The sequence below is a fragment of the Streptomyces sp. NBC_00390 genome (genome assembly GCF_036057275.1).
Taxonomy (GTDB): domain Bacteria; phylum Actinomycetota; class Actinomycetes; order Streptomycetales; family Streptomycetaceae; genus Streptomyces.
Genome location: NZ_CP107945.1, coordinates 6,547,525 through 6,562,345 on the forward strand (window position 1 = coordinate 6,547,525; position 14,821 = coordinate 6,562,345).

A 14,821-nucleotide genomic window follows, 5' to 3' on the forward strand; every position below is an offset into this window, starting at 1 on the left:
AATCCGTTCGAAACGGGCCCCGTGCGGGCGATCGTGGTGCCCCGGTGCACGCCTCCGCCGGCTGCCGGTGACTGAGAGGATCGTCACATGACGGAACAGGGGCGGCAGGACGCGCAGGACGCGATCGACCGGGCATGGCGGGACCTCGTGACAACCGCCCGCAGGACGGCGGCCGAGGGTCTGGTGGTCGGCACCTCGGGCAATGTCTCGGTACGGGTCGGGGAGACCGTCCTTGTCACCCCGAGCGGGGTCCCCTACGACAGGCTCACCCCCGCGGACGCCGTCGGTGTCGATCTCGACGGCGGCCGGCTCTTCGGCGACCTGGCGCCCACCAGCGAGCTGCCGCTGCATCTTGAGGTGTACCGCCATACCGGCGCAGGCGCCGTGGTGCACACCCACGCCGTGCATGCCACCGCGGTCTCCACCCTCGTCCCCGAGCTCCCGACCATCCACTACATGACCGCCGCACTCGGCGGCCCCGTACGCGTCGCCCGCTACGCCCTGTACGGCACCGAGGAGCTCGCCCGGAACATGCGCGAGGCCCTGCGCGACCGCAGCGCGTGCCTGCTGCAGAACCACGGAACCGTCACCTACGGCGACTCCCTCGACCAGGCATACGACCGCACGGCCCAGCTGGAGTGGATGTGCCGCCTCTGGCTGACCGCGTCGTCCGTGCCGGGACTCTCGCCCACGCTGCTGTCCGAAGGGCAGCTGAATGAGGTGTCCGACCAGCTGAAGGGCTACGGCCAGCCCCGCCACTGACGGCGACCGGCCTCGCGTCGGGGGCCCTGGACCGAGGTGGGGACCGGTGCCGGCCGGTCCGGTGCCCGGCGACCATGACGCGGGGGCGGGGTGTGCCGGGCCGGGCCGGGTCGGGCCTGTTGCCGGAAGGGCCGGAGTCGGGAGGGCGTTCGCCGGAGGGGCCGGGGCGCTGTCGGCGGCCGCTGCTCCTGGCCGGGTCGGGGCGGTCTGTCGCCGGGAGGCGGCCTTGCGGCCTGCGCCCGCTCGCCGGAGAGGGGCGGGGCTTCTGTCGGTGACCGCCTCGCGGCCGGGTGCGCCTGGCCGGGTCGGGCCACTTGCCGGCAGGCGGCCTTGCGGCCGGTGGCGCTTGCCCGAGGGGGTGGGGGTGCGCCGGGTCCGTCGGCCAGGGGCGGCGGCACCGTGCAGAGGCCCGTCAAGCGGTACGCCGTCCGGCGCCGGCCCGGTGACCGCGGCCCACCCGTACGCCGTCCCGCACGCCCCTCCACTGGCAGCGTGGCCCGTGGCTGCCGACACTGGACGGGTGCGCGCGGCAACAGCGACGGCAGCGGCCGTCACCACTCTGCTCGGCGTCGGCGCGGCAGCGATAGCGGCCGGCCGCTACGCGAGCAACGCCGCGCTCAAGGCTCCGGTCGGGAAACCCCTGCCCGGTGACCCCCGGCTCACCGTGCACGAGACCGAAGGCGACCGCATCACCCTGACCCGCAGCCTGGCCTCGCTTCGCCCCGGCACCTACGGACTCGCAGGCTCCGGCGTCCATGCCGTCGTGGGGCAGGTGCTCGACCACGTCCCCCATGCCCCGGACACCGTCGTACGCCACCTGGTACGCGTCACCGGTGACGGCCTCGAGCGGGGCGACAAGGTCCGCCTCACTCCTCAGCTGCACAGCGGTGCCCCGGCCGACGCGCTCGGCATCGACCACGCCGAGGTCCTCGTCCCCGGCGAACTGGGTGCGCTGCCCGCCTGGTTCGTCCCCGGTGCCCGTACCACCTGGGTCATCACCGTGCACGGTCTGGGCACCACCCGCGAACACCCTCTGAACGTCCTCGAGTTCCTGCACTCCTACCAGTTCCCGGTCCTCGACCTGGCATATCGCGGCGATGCCGGCGCTCCCCGGCCGCCGGACGGGCTCGGTCATCTCGGCGACTCCGAGTGGCGCGACCTGGACGCGGCCGTCCGCCACGCCGTTCGCCACGGCGCCGAGCGTGTCGTCGTCCACGGCTGGTCCACCGGCGCCTCGATGGCCCTGTACGCCGCGGCCAATTCGGCGCTGCGCGACCGGATCAGCGGACTCGTCCTGGATTCCCCGGTGCTCGACTGGCAGACCACCCTGCGCACCCTGGCCGCTGCCCGCCGCACCCCCGCCGTGCTGCTGCCGCTCGCGGTCAGAGCGGCACAGGGCAGGACCGGTCTGCACGGCGACCGGCTGCTCCAGGCCGCCGACCCGGACGCCCTGAGGGTGCCGACGCTGATCTTCCACGGGCCGGACGACATCATTGCCCCATGGGAGCCCTCCCAGGAACTGGCCGCCCGGCGGCCGGAGCTGGTCAGCCTTCACCCGGTCCCGAACGCCCCGCACGCCGCCATGTGGAACGCCGGGCCGACCCGCTACGAGGAGGCCCTGCGCCGCTTCCTCACCCCGTTGATGTAGACACCGGTACGCTCCCCTCTTGTCCCTTTCGTCCCCGGTGGGGCGCCTGCCGGGCCCGGCCGCGCCGGTTCCGTTTGGGCTTTCGGGCCGTCAACGGGAAGACTGCACCCCGTGACGTCCCGAAAGCCTGATGAGCAATTGGCGCGCAACTCCAGACTCCGTCTTGTCCGCCCGCGGTCCCTGGCCACTGCACGACGGGCCGTGACGACCCGGCGCACCCGGCCGGCCACCAGGCCGCCCGAGGGCACGCCCGCCCCGGCGGAGCTGGCCCGCCAGGCCAGGGCGGTCCTCGCCGACGCCGTACGCATCGCCCGCTGGGCGGCCGTCGAGCGCGACCCCAGCACCGCCCCGCTCACCGACCGCACGCGGGAACGCGCCGCGGCCGCTTTGGAACTGACACCCCACCAGGTCCGGGCCGGCTGGGACCGCGCCCGTCTCGCCGGCCTGGTCGAGCTGCACGGCGACACGGTGCGCCCCGGCTGGCGGCTGCGCGCCTGGGACCGCGACGACATGGCCGTGCTGCGCGGCTGGGTCGCCCTCTTCGACGCCTGGTCGCTGGTCCACCCCGCTCCCGAGGACATCGCGCCCACCGCGGTGGCCGAGGTCGTCGAGGCCGTGCCCCAGGTGCTCTCCCTCCTTCAGCTCTCGGACGGCCCCGTGCTCGTACCGGCCCTGCTGGATCTGCTGCAGCAGCGCGTCGCCGAACTGCGCGAGGAACGCTGCGAGGTCCCGTACGCCGAGACGCCCGAAGCCGGACCCGCCCTCACGGGAACAGCCCTCACGGGACCCGTCCCCGGCGAACCCGCCCTCACCGGACCCGCTGCCCCGGAGACCGGCCCGGGTGACGACGTCCCCGTGGCCGTACTGCTCGACTGGGCCCTCGAAGGCCTGTCCGCCGTCGGAGCCCTGACCCTGGAGTCCGGCCGGTCCGCCACCCTCACCCCCCTCGGCAACTGGGCGGTTTGGGTCAAGCTCGAGCAGATCTGCGTCGCTGCCCAGAGCCCCGCGGGCAATATCGAGCAGTCAGCCTCGGACATGCTGCTCGGCTGTGCCCGGCTCACCCCCGGCCCGGCGCGCGCCGAATACCGCGCCTGGCTCGCCGCCCGCACCGTCTCCAGCGCGGTCGGTGAACTCCTCGCCGTCGCCCGTGGCGAGGACGCCCTGCTGCGCGGACTCGCCTTCGAAGCGCTGCGCGTCGTCGGCGCCCCGGCGGAGGCCGAGGTGAGGTCCGCCGCCACGGAGCCGTCCCTGCGCCCCTATGTGTTGCTCTGGCTCGCCGAGTACGAAGGCGCCGACCCCGAGGACGCCGCCGACGTCCTCACCCGGGAGGAAGCGACCTGGCTGTGGGTGGACACCGCGGCGGCCGTCGCCGACCACGGTGAGCCTCAGCTCCTGCTTCGCCACCTCGACTCCGCGGTCCAGGGCACGGTCCCGGCACTCCTGGACGAACTCCGGACCGGCGGGCACCCCCGCACCGTCCAGGTCCTGGTGGCCCTGGCCGCAGCGCACCCGGACCCCGCGCTCGCCAAGGCCGTGCGCCGGGCCGCCTTCCAGGTGCACACCGGAGGCTCCTGACACAGGGGCGGGGAATCTTACGGGGACTCCGCCGCCCCCGGGGAGTACGTCCCGAAGCTCCAGATGTTGCCCTCGAGATCGCGGGTCATGTAGTCGCGCGCCCCGTAGTCCTGGTCGGTCGGCGGCATCACGATCTCCGCTCCCTGCTCCACGGCCCGGCTGTGGTGCGCGTCCACGTCGTCGACATGCACGAACACCCCCGTCGGACCTGCCCCCTTCATCAGCTTGTCGAACTCACTGCCGGTGCCCTTGCTGCCCAGCATCACCATTCCGTTGCCGTAGGTGAGCTCGGCGTGCACCACAGCGCCGTGCTCGTCCTCGTACACCGCATGTTCGGTGAAGCCGAAGGCCTCGGTGAGCTGCCGGATGGCGGCCTTGGCGTCCGCGTACACCAGCGTCGGACAGATGCTCGGCGACTGAGTCATCCCGATCACTCCTCAACTTGCTCGACGACGCGCATGTGATCTGTGTCTCAGATCCGGCACTCAGTCTGGCACCCGCCACTGACAACGCCCGGCCGCACCGCGGCACTCCGGCGCCCTGCGCTCAGCGGAAGGTGTTGCAGCGAGCCATGTCGCCCGTGCGGTAGCCGGTGTGGAACCACTCCTGGCGCTGTGCCGCCGAGCCGTGCGTCCAGGACTCCGGGGTGACCCGGCCCTGGTACCTCGCCTGGATGCGGTCGTCGCCCACCGCCGCCGCCGCGTCCAGACCGTCCCGGATGTCCTGGTCGGTGAGCAAGGTCAGCAGCCGCCGGCCCGTCTTCTCGTCCGGCGAGGCCGCGCGTGGTGTGCCCACACCCCGGCGTAGCAGTCCGCCTGCAGTTCCACGCGCACCGCGTTGCTGCCCGCGCCCTGCTGTCCGTCCTGCGCCCGCTGCAGCGTGCCCAGCAGGTTCTGCACGTGGTGCCCGTACTCGTGGGCCACCACGTAGGCCTGCGCGAACGAGCCGCCGGTCGCCCCGAACCTGGTCCGCAGATCGTCGAAGAAGCCCAGGTCCAGATGGACCTTCCGGTCGGCAGGGCAGTAGAACGGCCCCACCTCTGCGGTCGCCGTCCCGCAGGCGGTCCGCACCTGCCCGGTGAAGATCACCGTCTGCGCCGGTGAGTAACGCCCCCCGCGCCGCTGGAACTCCGCCCTCCAGAGGTCCTGGACGTTGTTGACCACCGCGACGATCCGGCAGTCCTCCCGGGTGTTCGCGTCCACCCCCTTGCGGCAGGCCTTCGCGACCTCCGACTGCGACGACGAGGTCGCCACCGGTTCGGGGTCGCCGGAGGACAGCCCGAGCTGCTCGGGCCCCACTCCGAAGAAGAGCCCCAGGATCACCGCGACGATGCCGGCGATCCCGCCGCCGATCGTGGCCCTGCCTCCCGGGACACGGCTGCCCCGGACGTCCTGTACCTCGGACGTGTCCAGATCGGCGTCGTCGTCGAACTGCACGAGCCACCACCTCTTGCTCCACGCTCTTGCCGCCGCGGCGCGGGCAACGAGCCGCCCTGCCGCCGAGTATCGACCAGCCTTGCGCTGTATGCCCCTTTTGTTGGACGGTCGGGTCCATTGGGCGGGCGACCCCGCATCGCGGCGATCGGGCGCCCCAGGGTGGTGCCGCAGGGGTGGTGCCAGGAGCGGTGTTCGCGGCGCCGGACGTGACGGCCGCCACGGAAAACCACTTGCCCCGCCCCGTTAGACTGGGCCGTATGGCAATTCTCCTTGTGCATTAGACGGCGTCGCAGCGTCGACCACCCGTCCCTCCGCCGTCCATACCGCCTTGGAGTATTACCCCGTGATCACCGCATCCGGAGTCGAGCTGCGCGCAGGCGCCCGCGTCCTCATCGAATCCGCTTCCTTCCGTATCGCCAAGGGTGACCGTGTCGGTCTCGTCGGCCGCAACGGAGCCGGCAAGACCACCCTCACCAAGTGCCTTGCGGGTGAAGGCATCCCCGCCGGCGGCACCATCACCCGTTCCGGCGAGGTCGGCTACCTCCCGCAGGACCCGCGCACCGGCGATCTCGACGTCCTGGCACGCGACCGCATCCTCTCCGCCCGCGGACTCGACCTCCTGATCCGCAAGATGCGCCTGAACGAGGAGCGCATCGCGACCGGCCAGGGAGCCACCCGCGAAAAGGCGCTGCGGCAGTACGAGCGTCAGGAGACGGAGTTCCTCACCAAGGGCGGTTACTCCGCCGAGGCCGAGGCCTCCACCATCGCCGCCGCGCTCGGCCTGCCCGACCGGGTGCTCGGCCAGCCCCTCCATACGCTCTCCGGCGGTCAGCGCCGCCGGGTCGAGCTGGCCCGCATCCTCTTCTCGGACGCCGACACCCTGCTGCTCGACGAGCCGACCAACCACCTGGACGCCGACTCCATCGTCTGGCTGCGCGACTACCTCAAGACCTACCGTGGCGGCTTCATCGTGATCTCCCACGACGTCGATCTGGTCGAGACGGTCGTCAACAAGGTCTTCTATCTGGACGCCAACCGCTCCCAGATCGACGTCTACAACATGGGCTGGAAGCTCTACCAGCAGCAGCGCGAGGCCGATGAGAAGCGCCGCAAGCGCGAGCGGCAGAACGCCGAGAAGAAGGCCGCCGCCCTCAACACGCAGGCCGACAAGATGCGCGCGAAGGCCACCAAGACGGTCGCCGCACAGAACATGGCCAAGCGCGCGGAGCGCCTGCTCGCCGGGCTCGACGAGGTGCGGGTCGCCGACAAGGTCGCCAAGCTGCGCTTCCCGGAACCCGCTCCCTGCGGCAAGACCCCGCTGACGGCGGAGGGCCTGTCCAAGTCGTACGGCTCGCTCGAGATCTTCACGGATGTCGACCTCGCGATCGACAAGGGCTCGCGTGTGGTCATCCTCGGCCTCAACGGCGCCGGCAAGACCACGCTCCTGCGGCTCCTGGCCGGTGTCGAGAAGCCGGACACGGGCGAGGTCACCCCGGGCCACGGCCTCAAGCTCGGCTACTACGCGCAGGAGCACGAGACGCTCGACCCGGACCGCACGGTGCTGGAGAACATGCGCTCCTCCGCGCCCGACCTCGACCTGGTCGCGGTGCGCAAGACGCTCGGCTCTTTCCTGTTCTCCGGTGACGACGTCGACAAGCCGGCGGGCGTGCTGTCCGGTGGTGAGAAGACCCGGTTGGCGCTGGCCACCCTGGTCGTCTCCTCGGCCAACGTCCTGCTGCTGGACGAGCCCACCAACAACCTCGACCCCGCCAGCCGTGAGGAGATCCTCGGCGCGCTGCGCACCTACAAGGGTGCCGTCATCCTCGTCACCCACGACGAGGGCGCGGTCGAGGCGCTCGAGCCGGAGCGGATCATCCTGCTTCCGGACGGCGTGGAGGACCTGTGGGGCGCTGACTACGCCGACCTGGTGGCGCTCGCCTGACGACCGGCTCCGGCCCGGCCCGCCACGGGCCGGGCCGTTTCCGTTACCGGACGCTGCCGCACGGTGTTGATCCACTCCGTATGGATCATTCGGCCTACGCGTGATCCATCATCTGTGTGAGTGCGTCTCGTATCACGGCGTGGCGCCGAGCGGACCGTGTCCGTCCGCTCCCGTGCGGTGCCCTTGCGTCGCTGCACGGCGCTGACCTGGTCCTTTCCATGGCGCTCGGCTCGAGGGGGTCCTTTCGGCCGATCGGAATGCAGGATTCCGGCGGTGTCGGGCCTCCGGTGCATCGCCAAGCCTTTTGCACTGACCTTGCCGAATGGGTGGCCAGGATGCCCATGAGGGGTGATCATGAGAAGTCCAGAGCGCACTTCCCATGAGGAGGCACGGGTGGCCGAGACTCTGAAGAAGGGCAGCCGGGTGACCGGCGCCGCGCGCGACAAGCTCGCGGCAGACCTGAAGAAGAAGTACGACTCCGGTGCGAGCATCCGGGCGTTGGCCGAAGAGACCGGCCGCTCCTACGGATTCGTCCACCGGATGCTGAGCGAGTCCGGAGTCACGCTGCGGGGACGCGGCGGAGCGACGCGAGGCAAGAAGACGGCCTCGGCCTGACGGTTCGGCCGATCGGCGCGATTCGATCGGGTCGATCGAGGCGAATCGTTCAAGGAAGGGTCGTTCAAGGCGGTCGTGGCTCCTTCGGTCCACCGGTTCACACGCGGTGGCCACCCGGTCGGGCATCCGGTCGGCCGGGTGGTTACTGTGCAGTCACTTATCTTGGTAGAGCTCTTGGCAGAGCTGACTGCACCTGAACCGGAGGCGCCTTATGACTTCGCCCGACTCTGTGCTCGACAAGGACGGCGTACGGCTCACCGTCGAGGACGCGGTTGCCACGGTGACCCTGACCAACCCGGACAAGCGCAACGCCCAATCTCCTGCGCTGTGGCGGGCGTTGGTGCACGCGGGTCGGTCACTGCCGGGCAATGTGCGGGTCGTGGTGCTGCGCGGTGAGGGCAAGTCCTTCTCCGCGGGGCTCGACCGGCAGGCCTTCACGCCCGAGGGCTTCGACGGCGAGCCGTCCTTCATCGATCTCGCACGCGGCTCCGATGCGGAGCTCGACGCGGTCATCGCCGAGTACCAGGAAGCGTTCACCTGGTGGCGCCGCAGTGACATCGTCACGATCGCGGCGGTCCAGGGGCATGCGATCGGCGCCGGCTTCCAGCTCGCCCTCGCCTGCGACCTGCGGGTCGTCGCGCAGGACGTGCAGTTCGCCATGCGTGAGACCAGCCTCGGTCTCGTTCCCGATCTCACCGGTACGCACCCTCTGGTGTCGCTCGTCGGCTATGCCCGTGCACTCGAGATCTGTGCGACCGGCCGCTTCGTCCACGCGGAGGAGGCCGAGCGTACGGGCCTGGCCAACCTGGTCGTGGCACCGGAGGAGCTCGACGGCGCCGTCCAGGACCTGGCCGCGGCGCTGATCGCCGCGCCCCGGGACGCGGTGATCGAAACGAAGGCACTGCTCCAGGGCGCCGCCGGCCGGACCTACGAGGACCAGCGGGTCGCGGAGCGTGCGGCCCAGGCGCGGCGGCTGCGCGACCTGGCCGGCCTGTCGGACTGACGCTCCCGATCGACTCGGCCGGACCGACGCCTCCGGCGTCGACTCGGCGCGTCCGCATGCAGGCGCGCCGAGTCCTGGGCCCGCGGTCACCTGTACGCCGTCAGGGCACCGACGTGATCAGGACCGCCACCGCACGGCCGTCGTCAAGGGCATCGGAGACCGCGGCGCGGACCGCGCGGGCGACATCCAAGGGGCGATGGCCCACGGCCGTCGCCAGCTCGACCCGGACATGGTCCGGCTCGTGATGCACGGCCACCCCCAGCGTGGCCGTCAGATGCGCCACCCCTTCGGTCGCCGCCGCGGCCTCACCCGCCGCATCCGTGGCGTCGACCGCACGCACCCGGTGCGCGTCGGTGCCATCACGTCCGCGGGGCGCCGTGTCCAGCAGTTCGCTCACCAGAAGGTCCACCTCCGCGATCTCCAGACCCAGCCGGTCCGACGCCACCGCGAGCAGCTCCGCCCTCAACTCGGCCGCCAGCGCGGGCAATGGCTCCCATTCCCAGACCGCGACCTCCGCTTCCAGGCGCAGCGGACCCGGCGGCAGGGCGCTCGGCGGAGGCGGTACGGCCGGCTCCGCGGTCGTGCCCGGGTCCGCGAGGGTCAGCCGGATCCGGCGCAGCGCCGCTCCCGGCACCGTGGCAGCAACACGGCGCAGCACCGGAGCGGCCGCCTGCTCACTCAACCAGGCTCCGTCCCCCGGCCCGCCCAGGGGGAGCAAGCTGCCCAGGTCCATCGCCCGCCGTACCCGCCGCACCGCATCCGCACCGGTCATTGCTCCAGCCTGCCGCATCCCCGGCGCGAGACGGGGCAAGCGCACTTAATGTGGGCAAGGAGGCCACCACCGCCCGGAGAGGACAAGGCGATGACCGACCCAGCCCAGCGCAACCGGTCCGAGAACCCTGGCGGCGAGCCGTCGGGCGGAGGGGCCGGTGAACAGTCCCGCAGGCCGGCGATGGCCAAGCGAAGCGTCGACGCGGGAGCGCGTGGCCGCACCACCATCGCCGACGGGGTGGTGGAGAAGATCGCGGGGCTGGCGGCCCGCGATGTGGTCGGTGTGCATGCGATGGGCGGCGGCAGTGGCTCCCGTACCTTCGGCGCCGTACGCGACCGGGTACCCGGCGGCAGGTCCAATGCCGCCCGAGGTGTGAAGGCCGAGGTCGGCGAGGTGCAGACGGCTCTCGACCTGGAGATCGTCGTCGACTACGGCGTCTCGATCGCCGATGTCGCCCGCGCCGTCCGCGAGAACGTCGTCTCCGCCGTGGAGCGGATGACCGGCCTCGAGGTCGTCGAGGTCAACATCGCGGTCAGCGACGTGAAGTTGCCGGAAGAGGAAGAGGAAGAGCCGGAGCCACGCATTCAGTAGAAGGAGCTCAACATGAGCATGGCGGTGGTCGGCCTGATGGCGGGCATGGCGCTCGGCTTCGCCGGATACTTCGGCGGCTTCGGGGCATTTCTGCTGGTGGCCGCGTTGGGAGCGGTCGGCTTCATCGGGGGACGGTTCCTCGAGGGGGACCTTGAACTCGGCGACTTCTTCCGCAGCCGCGACCGCGGCGACGGGCGGCGGTGAGGCGTCGTGCCCGTCCCGCGTGTCGCGGCGGCCGAACGCGGGGCGACCACGATCGCGGACCGCGTCGTCGCGAAGATCGCCGCGCAGGCGGCGCGAGAGGCGATCGGCCGCGTGCCGGAGGGCGGCACCTCACCGCACGCCACGGTCACGGTGCACCATGACATCGCCCATGTACGGATCATCCTGGACCTCGACTACCCCTCGGACATCGGCGGCCAGTGCGGTGCGGTGCGTCGGCGAGTCACCGAGCGGGTAAAGGCGTTGGCGGGGATGGAGGTACCCGAGGTGGCGGTGCAGGTGGAGCAACTGCACTCCGTCCACTCGCGTGCGGCGCAGGGGAGGATCCGATGACCGAGTCCGAGTCCGAGGCCCAAAAACCCAGACCACCGGTGCTGGAGCTGGACCAGTCGGCGTCCGCGGCGGCGTACGAGCCGGCCTCTTCGGCGGAGCAGGGAGAGGGCGGGAGGGCGGGCCGTTTCTGGTCCGTGCGCCGGGTGCCGGCCGGGCTGCTCGCGCTGGTGGTGCTCGGGGCGTCGGCCCTGACGCTGTACGACGTCGCGGCGGTGCGCGCCGACCGGCCCGCCATGCAGTGGCGGCGCACCCTGGCGCACGACCTCGATACATGGCGTCCGGACGAGGTGGGGGTGCTGGCGGTGTCCGCCGCCGCGGTGCTCATCGGTATCTGGCTGATCGTCCTCGCCGTCACGCCGGGGCTGCGCGCGCTGCTCCCCATGCGCCGCGAGCATCCGCATGTCCGGGCCGCCCTCGAACGGGAGGCGGCGGCCTTTGCGCTGCGCGACCGGGCGATGGAGGTCTCCGGGGTGCAGTCCGTACGGGTACGGGTGGGGCGTTCGAGGGCGCGGGTGCGGGCGATGTCGCACTTCCGGGAACTCGACGACGTACGGGCCGACCTGGACAGTGCGCTGGGCGTCGGCCTGAAGGACCTCGGCCTCGCCGCACCGCTCGCGCTGACCGTGCATGTCGTGCGGCCCTCGGCCAGGAAGCGGTGAGGCCGATGCTCCGGGTGGTCAACCGTGTGCTGGTCGGTCTCGCCGGCCTGGCGCTGGTCTGTGTGGGAGGTGCCGTTCTGGCAGCCGGGACGGGGCTCCCGGTGCCGTCCTGGTGGCCATGGGACGGGCCCGACGACGTCCTGCTGAGCGACGCGGACCGCGCCCGGTGGCGGGACGAGGGCTGGTGGTGGCCGGTCGCCATCGCGGTGCTGGCGGTGGTGGTGCTGCTGACGCTGTGGTGGCTGCTCGCCCAGCTGCGCCGCGCCCGGCTGGCGGAGGTGCTCGTGGACAGCGGGGACGGTGAGGGAGCGCTGCTGCGGGCCCGGGCACTCGAGGGCGTCCTCACGGGCGAGGCGGAGGCCCTGGACGGCGTGTCGAGGGCCCACGTCAGGCTGACAGGCCGCCGCAGTACGCCCGAGGCGCGCGTGTCCCTGCTCCTGGAGCCGTACGCGGCTCCGGGCGAAACGCTGTCACACCTCACTGACGAGGCGATCGGCCACGCAAGGGACTCGGCGGGGCTGGCGTCGTTGCCGGCGGAGGTGAGGATGGGGGCGACGAAGCACAAGGCACGGCGGGTGAGTTGACCCCCGCCCTGCCCGGACCGGCGCGCAGGGGAGGCCGTGGGGTGCCCCCGGCGGCGGTACCCCAGCCGTCGCCGATGGGTTGCCCGGCCGGCCACGTGCCCCCGGCATCGGCGCGACGTGCCCCCGTCCGGCGTCAGAAGCCGTGGCGGGCGCCGCCGTCCACCGGGAGCATGATCCCTGTCAGGTAGGACGCCGCAGGGGAGAGCAGGAAGGCCGCCGCCGCACCGAACTCGTCGGGGGTGCCGTAGCGGCGCAGCGGGATGCGGGATTCGTTCATCGAGCGCGCCGCCTCCGCGTCACCGGAGAGTGCGTCGAGCTCGCGCACCCGGTCCGTGTCGATGCGGGCCGGGAGCAGTCCCACCACACGGATACCGCGGGGGCCCAGCTCGTCCGCGAGGGACTTGGCGAAGCCGGCCAGACCGGGGCGCAGGCCGTTGGAGACGGTCAGTCCCGGGATGGGTTCGTGCACCGAGCCGGAGAGGACGAAGCCGATGACGCCGCCTTCGCCCAGTTCCGCCGCGGCCGTCCGTGCCAGCCGCACCGCGCCGAGGAAGACCGACTCGAAAGCCGTCCGCCACTGGTCGTCCGTGTTGTCCGCGGCGAAGCCCGGCGGCGGGCCGCCCACGCTGATCAGAATGCCGTCGAGGCCGCCGAAGTGCGCGCGCGCCGCGGCGACGAGGCGTTCGGCCCCGGCCGGGTCGGCGTTGTCGCAGGCCACGCCCACCGCGTTCGGCCCGAGTTCGGTGGCGGCGTCCGCGACCGTCTTCGCGTCCCTCCCCGTGATGACAACCTTCGCACCGTCCGTGACGAGCGCCCGCGCCGCGGCGTTGCCCAGCCCCCGCGACGCGCCGGTGACGATGTAGACGCGGTCCTTCAGTCCAAGATCCATGGTCCCTATCCTGCCGTCCGGTCGGCGCCGAGCGCGAGGGCGGTGTTCACCAGGCCGATGTGGCTGAACGCCTGCGGGTAGTTCCCGAGCTGCCGCCCGGCCCTCGCGTCGTACTCCTCCGACAGCAGCCCGACGTCGTTGCGGAGCGCGAGCAGCCGCTCGAACAGGTCCCGGGCCTCGTCCACCCGGCCCGTCACCATCAGCGCGTCCGCGAGCCAGAACGAGCAGACCACGAACTCCCCTTCGTGCCCCGGCAATCCGTCGACGTCGGCGGCGCCCCTGCTGTAGCGGCGCACCAGCGGACCGGTGCCAAGCTCCGCCCGTACCGCGTCCACCGTGCCGATCACCCGCGGGTCGTCCGGAGGCAGGAACCCCACCCGCGGTATCAGCAGCACCGCGGCGTCGAGCTCCTTCGAGCCGTACGACTGGGTGAAGGTGCCCCGCTGCGGGTCGAAGCCCTTCTCGCACACCTCCCGGTGCACCTCGTCCCGCATCGCCCGCCAGCGCGCCGCGTCGCCGTTCAGCTGGGGAAACTCCTCCAGCGTGCGCACGGCGCGGTCCGCCGCGACCCACGCCATCACCTTGGAGTGCACGAAGTGCCGCCGCGGCCCGCGTACTTCCCACAGCCCCTCGTCCGGTTGGCGCCACGTCGACTCCAGGAAGCCCATCAGGCTCAACTGGATGTTCCACGCGTGGCCTTCCGCCGTCAGCCCCGCCTGCCGTCCCAGATAGAGCGAGTCCATGACCTCGCCGTACACATCGAGCTGCAGCTGGTTCACCGCGTCGTTGCCGATACGGACCGGCGCCGAGCCCGCGTAGCCGCCGAGCCAGGGCAGCACCGTCTCCGGCAGCCGGCGCTCACCTGCCACCCCGTACATGACCTGGAGATCGGCCGGATCCCCGGCCACCGCCCGCAGCAGCCAGTCCCGCCAGGCCGCGGCCTCTTCCACATGTCCCGCCGACAGGAGCGCGCCGAGTGTGAGTGTGGAGTCGCGCAGCCAGCAGTAGCGGTAGTCCCAGTTGCGCACCCCGCCGATGTCCTCCGGCAGCGATGTGGTGGGCGCGGCGACGATGCCCCCGGTCGGCGCGTACGTCAGCCCCTTCAGCGTGATCAGGGAGCGCATGACGGCCTCGCGGTACGGACCCGTGTAGCGGCAGCCCGCCGACCACTCGTGCCAGTCGGCGAGGCACTGGTCCAGGGCCTTGTGCGGGTCGATGAGTCCGGGTGCCGGCATGTGCGAGGGATGCCAGGTCATGACGAACGCCACCCGCTCGCCCGGTCCGACGGTGAACGACGAGCAGGTGCTGAACTGCTGACCCCATGTCTTGACCTCGGGCTCGCTGCGCAGCCAGACCGAGTCGGGGCCCGCCACCGCCACCCGGTGTCCGTCCGTGCGCCGCACCCACGGCACCACCGAGCCGTAGTCGAAGCGCAGTCGCAGCGTGGAGCTCATCTCGACCGAGCCGCTGACCCCTTCCACGATGCGTACGACATCGGGGGCCTTGTCGCGCTGCGGCATGAAGTCGATGACTTTGACCGTGCCGGTGCGGGTCTCCCACACCGACTCCAGGACCAGCGAATCACCCACGTAGCCCCGCCGGGTGCACGCTTTCGCCCCCTTGGGCGCGATCCGCCAGTGGCCGTTGTCCTCGCCGCCGATCAGTGCGGCGAAGCAGGCGGGCGAGTCGAAGCGGGGAAGGCACAGCCAGTCCACCGATCCGTCCCTGCCGACCAGCGCGGCAGTCTGCAGGTCGCCGATGAGCGCGTAGTCCTCGATGCGTTGGGTCAC

Annotated in this window: 15 protein-coding genes and 1 pseudogene; 11 read left to right on the forward strand and 5 right to left on the reverse strand. The window is 71.9% G+C overall.

The window, feature by feature from the left end:
• Window positions 1-87 precede the first annotated feature (87 nt).
• The 3 genes from OHS70_RS28940 to OHS70_RS28950 all read left to right on the forward strand — a co-directional run bounded on the left by OHS70_RS28940 (window position 88) and on the right by OHS70_RS28950 (window position 3,985).
• On the forward strand, window positions 88-762 hold the full coding sequence (locus tag OHS70_RS28940; protein ID WP_328402136.1) for a class II aldolase/adducin family protein: 675 nt from the start codon (window positions 88-90) through the stop codon (window positions 760-762).
• Window positions 763-1,282: 520 nt separating this feature from the next.
• Window positions 1,283-2,410, forward strand: coding sequence for an alpha/beta hydrolase (locus OHS70_RS28945; protein WP_328402138.1), 1,128 nt, complete (start codon window positions 1,283-1,285; stop codon window positions 2,408-2,410).
• A 111-nt stretch (window positions 2,411-2,521) separates the two neighbouring features.
• Window positions 2,522-3,985 (forward strand): hypothetical protein, encoded by a 1,464-nt coding sequence (locus OHS70_RS28950; protein ID WP_443062674.1) that lies wholly within the window; start codon window positions 2,522-2,524, stop codon window positions 3,983-3,985.
• A gap of 17 nt (window positions 3,986-4,002) precedes the next feature.
• On the opposite strand, the gene OHS70_RS28955 is transcribed toward OHS70_RS28950, so the two are convergent.
• A complete protein-coding gene (locus OHS70_RS28955; protein WP_328402142.1) occupies window positions 4,003-4,410 on the reverse strand; it encodes a VOC family protein in 408 nt (135 codons plus the stop codon).
• A 121-nt stretch (window positions 4,411-4,531) separates the two neighbouring features.
• Window positions 4,532-5,421 (reverse strand): annotated as a pseudogene (gene ypfJ, locus OHS70_RS28960) (KPN_02809 family neutral zinc metallopeptidase).
• A 343-nt stretch (window positions 5,422-5,764) separates the two neighbouring features.
• Here ypfJ and OHS70_RS28965 point away from each other — a divergent pair.
• The 3 genes from OHS70_RS28965 to OHS70_RS28975 all read left to right on the forward strand — a co-directional run bounded on the left by OHS70_RS28965 (window position 5,765) and on the right by OHS70_RS28975 (window position 8,981).
• A complete protein-coding gene (locus OHS70_RS28965; protein ID WP_328402144.1) occupies window positions 5,765-7,363 on the forward strand; it encodes an ABC-F family ATP-binding cassette domain-containing protein in 1,599 nt (532 codons plus the stop codon).
• A 393-nt stretch (window positions 7,364-7,756) separates the two neighbouring features.
• On the forward strand, window positions 7,757-7,978 hold the full coding sequence (locus OHS70_RS28970) for a helix-turn-helix domain-containing protein (protein WP_005477683.1): 222 nt from the start codon (window positions 7,757-7,759) through the stop codon (window positions 7,976-7,978).
• A gap of 211 nt (window positions 7,979-8,189) precedes the next feature.
• A complete protein-coding gene (locus OHS70_RS28975; protein WP_328402146.1) occupies window positions 8,190-8,981 on the forward strand; it encodes an enoyl-CoA hydratase/isomerase family protein in 792 nt (263 codons plus the stop codon).
• A 100-nt stretch (window positions 8,982-9,081) separates the two neighbouring features.
• On the opposite strand, the gene OHS70_RS28980 is transcribed toward OHS70_RS28975, so the two are convergent.
• Complete coding sequence (locus OHS70_RS28980; protein WP_328402148.1) at window positions 9,082-9,753, reverse strand: hypothetical protein; 672 nt, start codon at window positions 9,751-9,753, stop codon at window positions 9,082-9,084.
• Window positions 9,754-9,843: 90 nt separating this feature from the next.
• Between OHS70_RS28980 and OHS70_RS28985 the strand changes: the two genes are divergently transcribed.
• Genes OHS70_RS28985 through amaP form a run of 5 tightly spaced genes read left to right on the forward strand, consistent with a single transcriptional unit; the run spans window position 9,844 to window position 12,142 of the window.
• On the forward strand, window positions 9,844-10,344 hold the full coding sequence (locus OHS70_RS28985; RefSeq protein WP_328402150.1) for an Asp23/Gls24 family envelope stress response protein: 501 nt from the start codon (window positions 9,844-9,846) through the stop codon (window positions 10,342-10,344).
• A gap of 12 nt (window positions 10,345-10,356) precedes the next feature.
• Complete coding sequence (locus OHS70_RS28990) at window positions 10,357-10,548, forward strand: hypothetical protein (RefSeq protein ID WP_328402152.1); 192 nt, start codon at window positions 10,357-10,359, stop codon at window positions 10,546-10,548.
• 6 nt (window positions 10,549-10,554) lie between these two features.
• Complete coding sequence (locus OHS70_RS28995; protein ID WP_328402154.1) at window positions 10,555-10,899, forward strand: hypothetical protein; 345 nt, start codon at window positions 10,555-10,557, stop codon at window positions 10,897-10,899.
• Window positions 10,896-11,558 (forward strand): DUF6286 domain-containing protein, encoded by a 663-nt coding sequence (locus OHS70_RS29000; RefSeq protein WP_328402156.1) that lies wholly within the window; start codon window positions 10,896-10,898, stop codon window positions 11,556-11,558. Before OHS70_RS28995 ends, OHS70_RS29000 begins: the two co-directional genes overlap by 4 nt.
• A 5-nt stretch (window positions 11,559-11,563) precedes the next feature.
• Window positions 11,564-12,142 (forward strand): alkaline shock response membrane anchor protein AmaP, encoded by a 579-nt coding sequence (amaP, locus tag OHS70_RS29005; RefSeq protein ID WP_328405971.1) that lies wholly within the window; start codon window positions 11,564-11,566, stop codon window positions 12,140-12,142.
• A gap of 133 nt (window positions 12,143-12,275) precedes the next feature.
• Here the strand turns inward: amaP and OHS70_RS29010 are convergent, their stop codons facing one another.
• Both OHS70_RS29010 and OHS70_RS29015 read right to left on the reverse strand, forming a co-directional pair.
• Window positions 12,276-13,031: an SDR family oxidoreductase gene (locus OHS70_RS29010; RefSeq protein WP_328402158.1), complete on the reverse strand. Its 756-nt coding sequence runs from the start codon at window positions 13,029-13,031 to the stop codon at window positions 12,276-12,278.
• Between the two features lie 5 nt (window positions 13,032-13,036).
• A complete protein-coding gene (locus tag OHS70_RS29015) occupies window positions 13,037-14,821 on the reverse strand; it encodes a glycoside hydrolase family 15 protein (RefSeq protein WP_328402160.1) in 1,785 nt (594 codons plus the stop codon).

Excerpts from the sequence above, each read along its gene's own strand:
- OHS70_RS28940 (WP_328402136.1), top strand. The coding sequence starts at position 88 with ATGACGGAACAGGGGCGGCAGGACGCGCAGGACGCGATCGACCGGGCA.
- OHS70_RS28955 (WP_328402142.1), bottom strand. The coding sequence starts at position 4,410 with ATGACTCAGTCGCCGAGCATCTGTCCGACGCTGGTGTACGCGGACGCC.
- OHS70_RS28975 (WP_328402146.1), top strand. The coding sequence starts at position 8,190 with ATGACTTCGCCCGACTCTGTGCTCGACAAGGACGGCGTACGGCTCACC.
- OHS70_RS28980 (WP_328402148.1), bottom strand. The coding sequence starts at position 9,753 with ATGACCGGTGCGGATGCGGTGCGGCGGGTACGGCGGGCGATGGACCTG.
- OHS70_RS28985 (WP_328402150.1), top strand. The coding sequence starts at position 9,844 with ATGACCGACCCAGCCCAGCGCAACCGGTCCGAGAACCCTGGCGGCGAG.
- OHS70_RS28990 (WP_328402152.1), top strand. The coding sequence starts at position 10,357 with ATGAGCATGGCGGTGGTCGGCCTGATGGCGGGCATGGCGCTCGGCTTC.
- OHS70_RS29000 (WP_328402156.1), top strand. The coding sequence starts at position 10,896 with ATGACCGAGTCCGAGTCCGAGGCCCAAAAACCCAGACCACCGGTGCTG.
- amaP (WP_328405971.1), top strand. The coding sequence starts at position 11,564 with ATGCTCCGGGTGGTCAACCGTGTGCTGGTCGGTCTCGCCGGCCTGGCG.
- OHS70_RS29010 (WP_328402158.1), bottom strand. The coding sequence starts at position 13,031 with ATGGATCTTGGACTGAAGGACCGCGTCTACATCGTCACCGGCGCGTCG.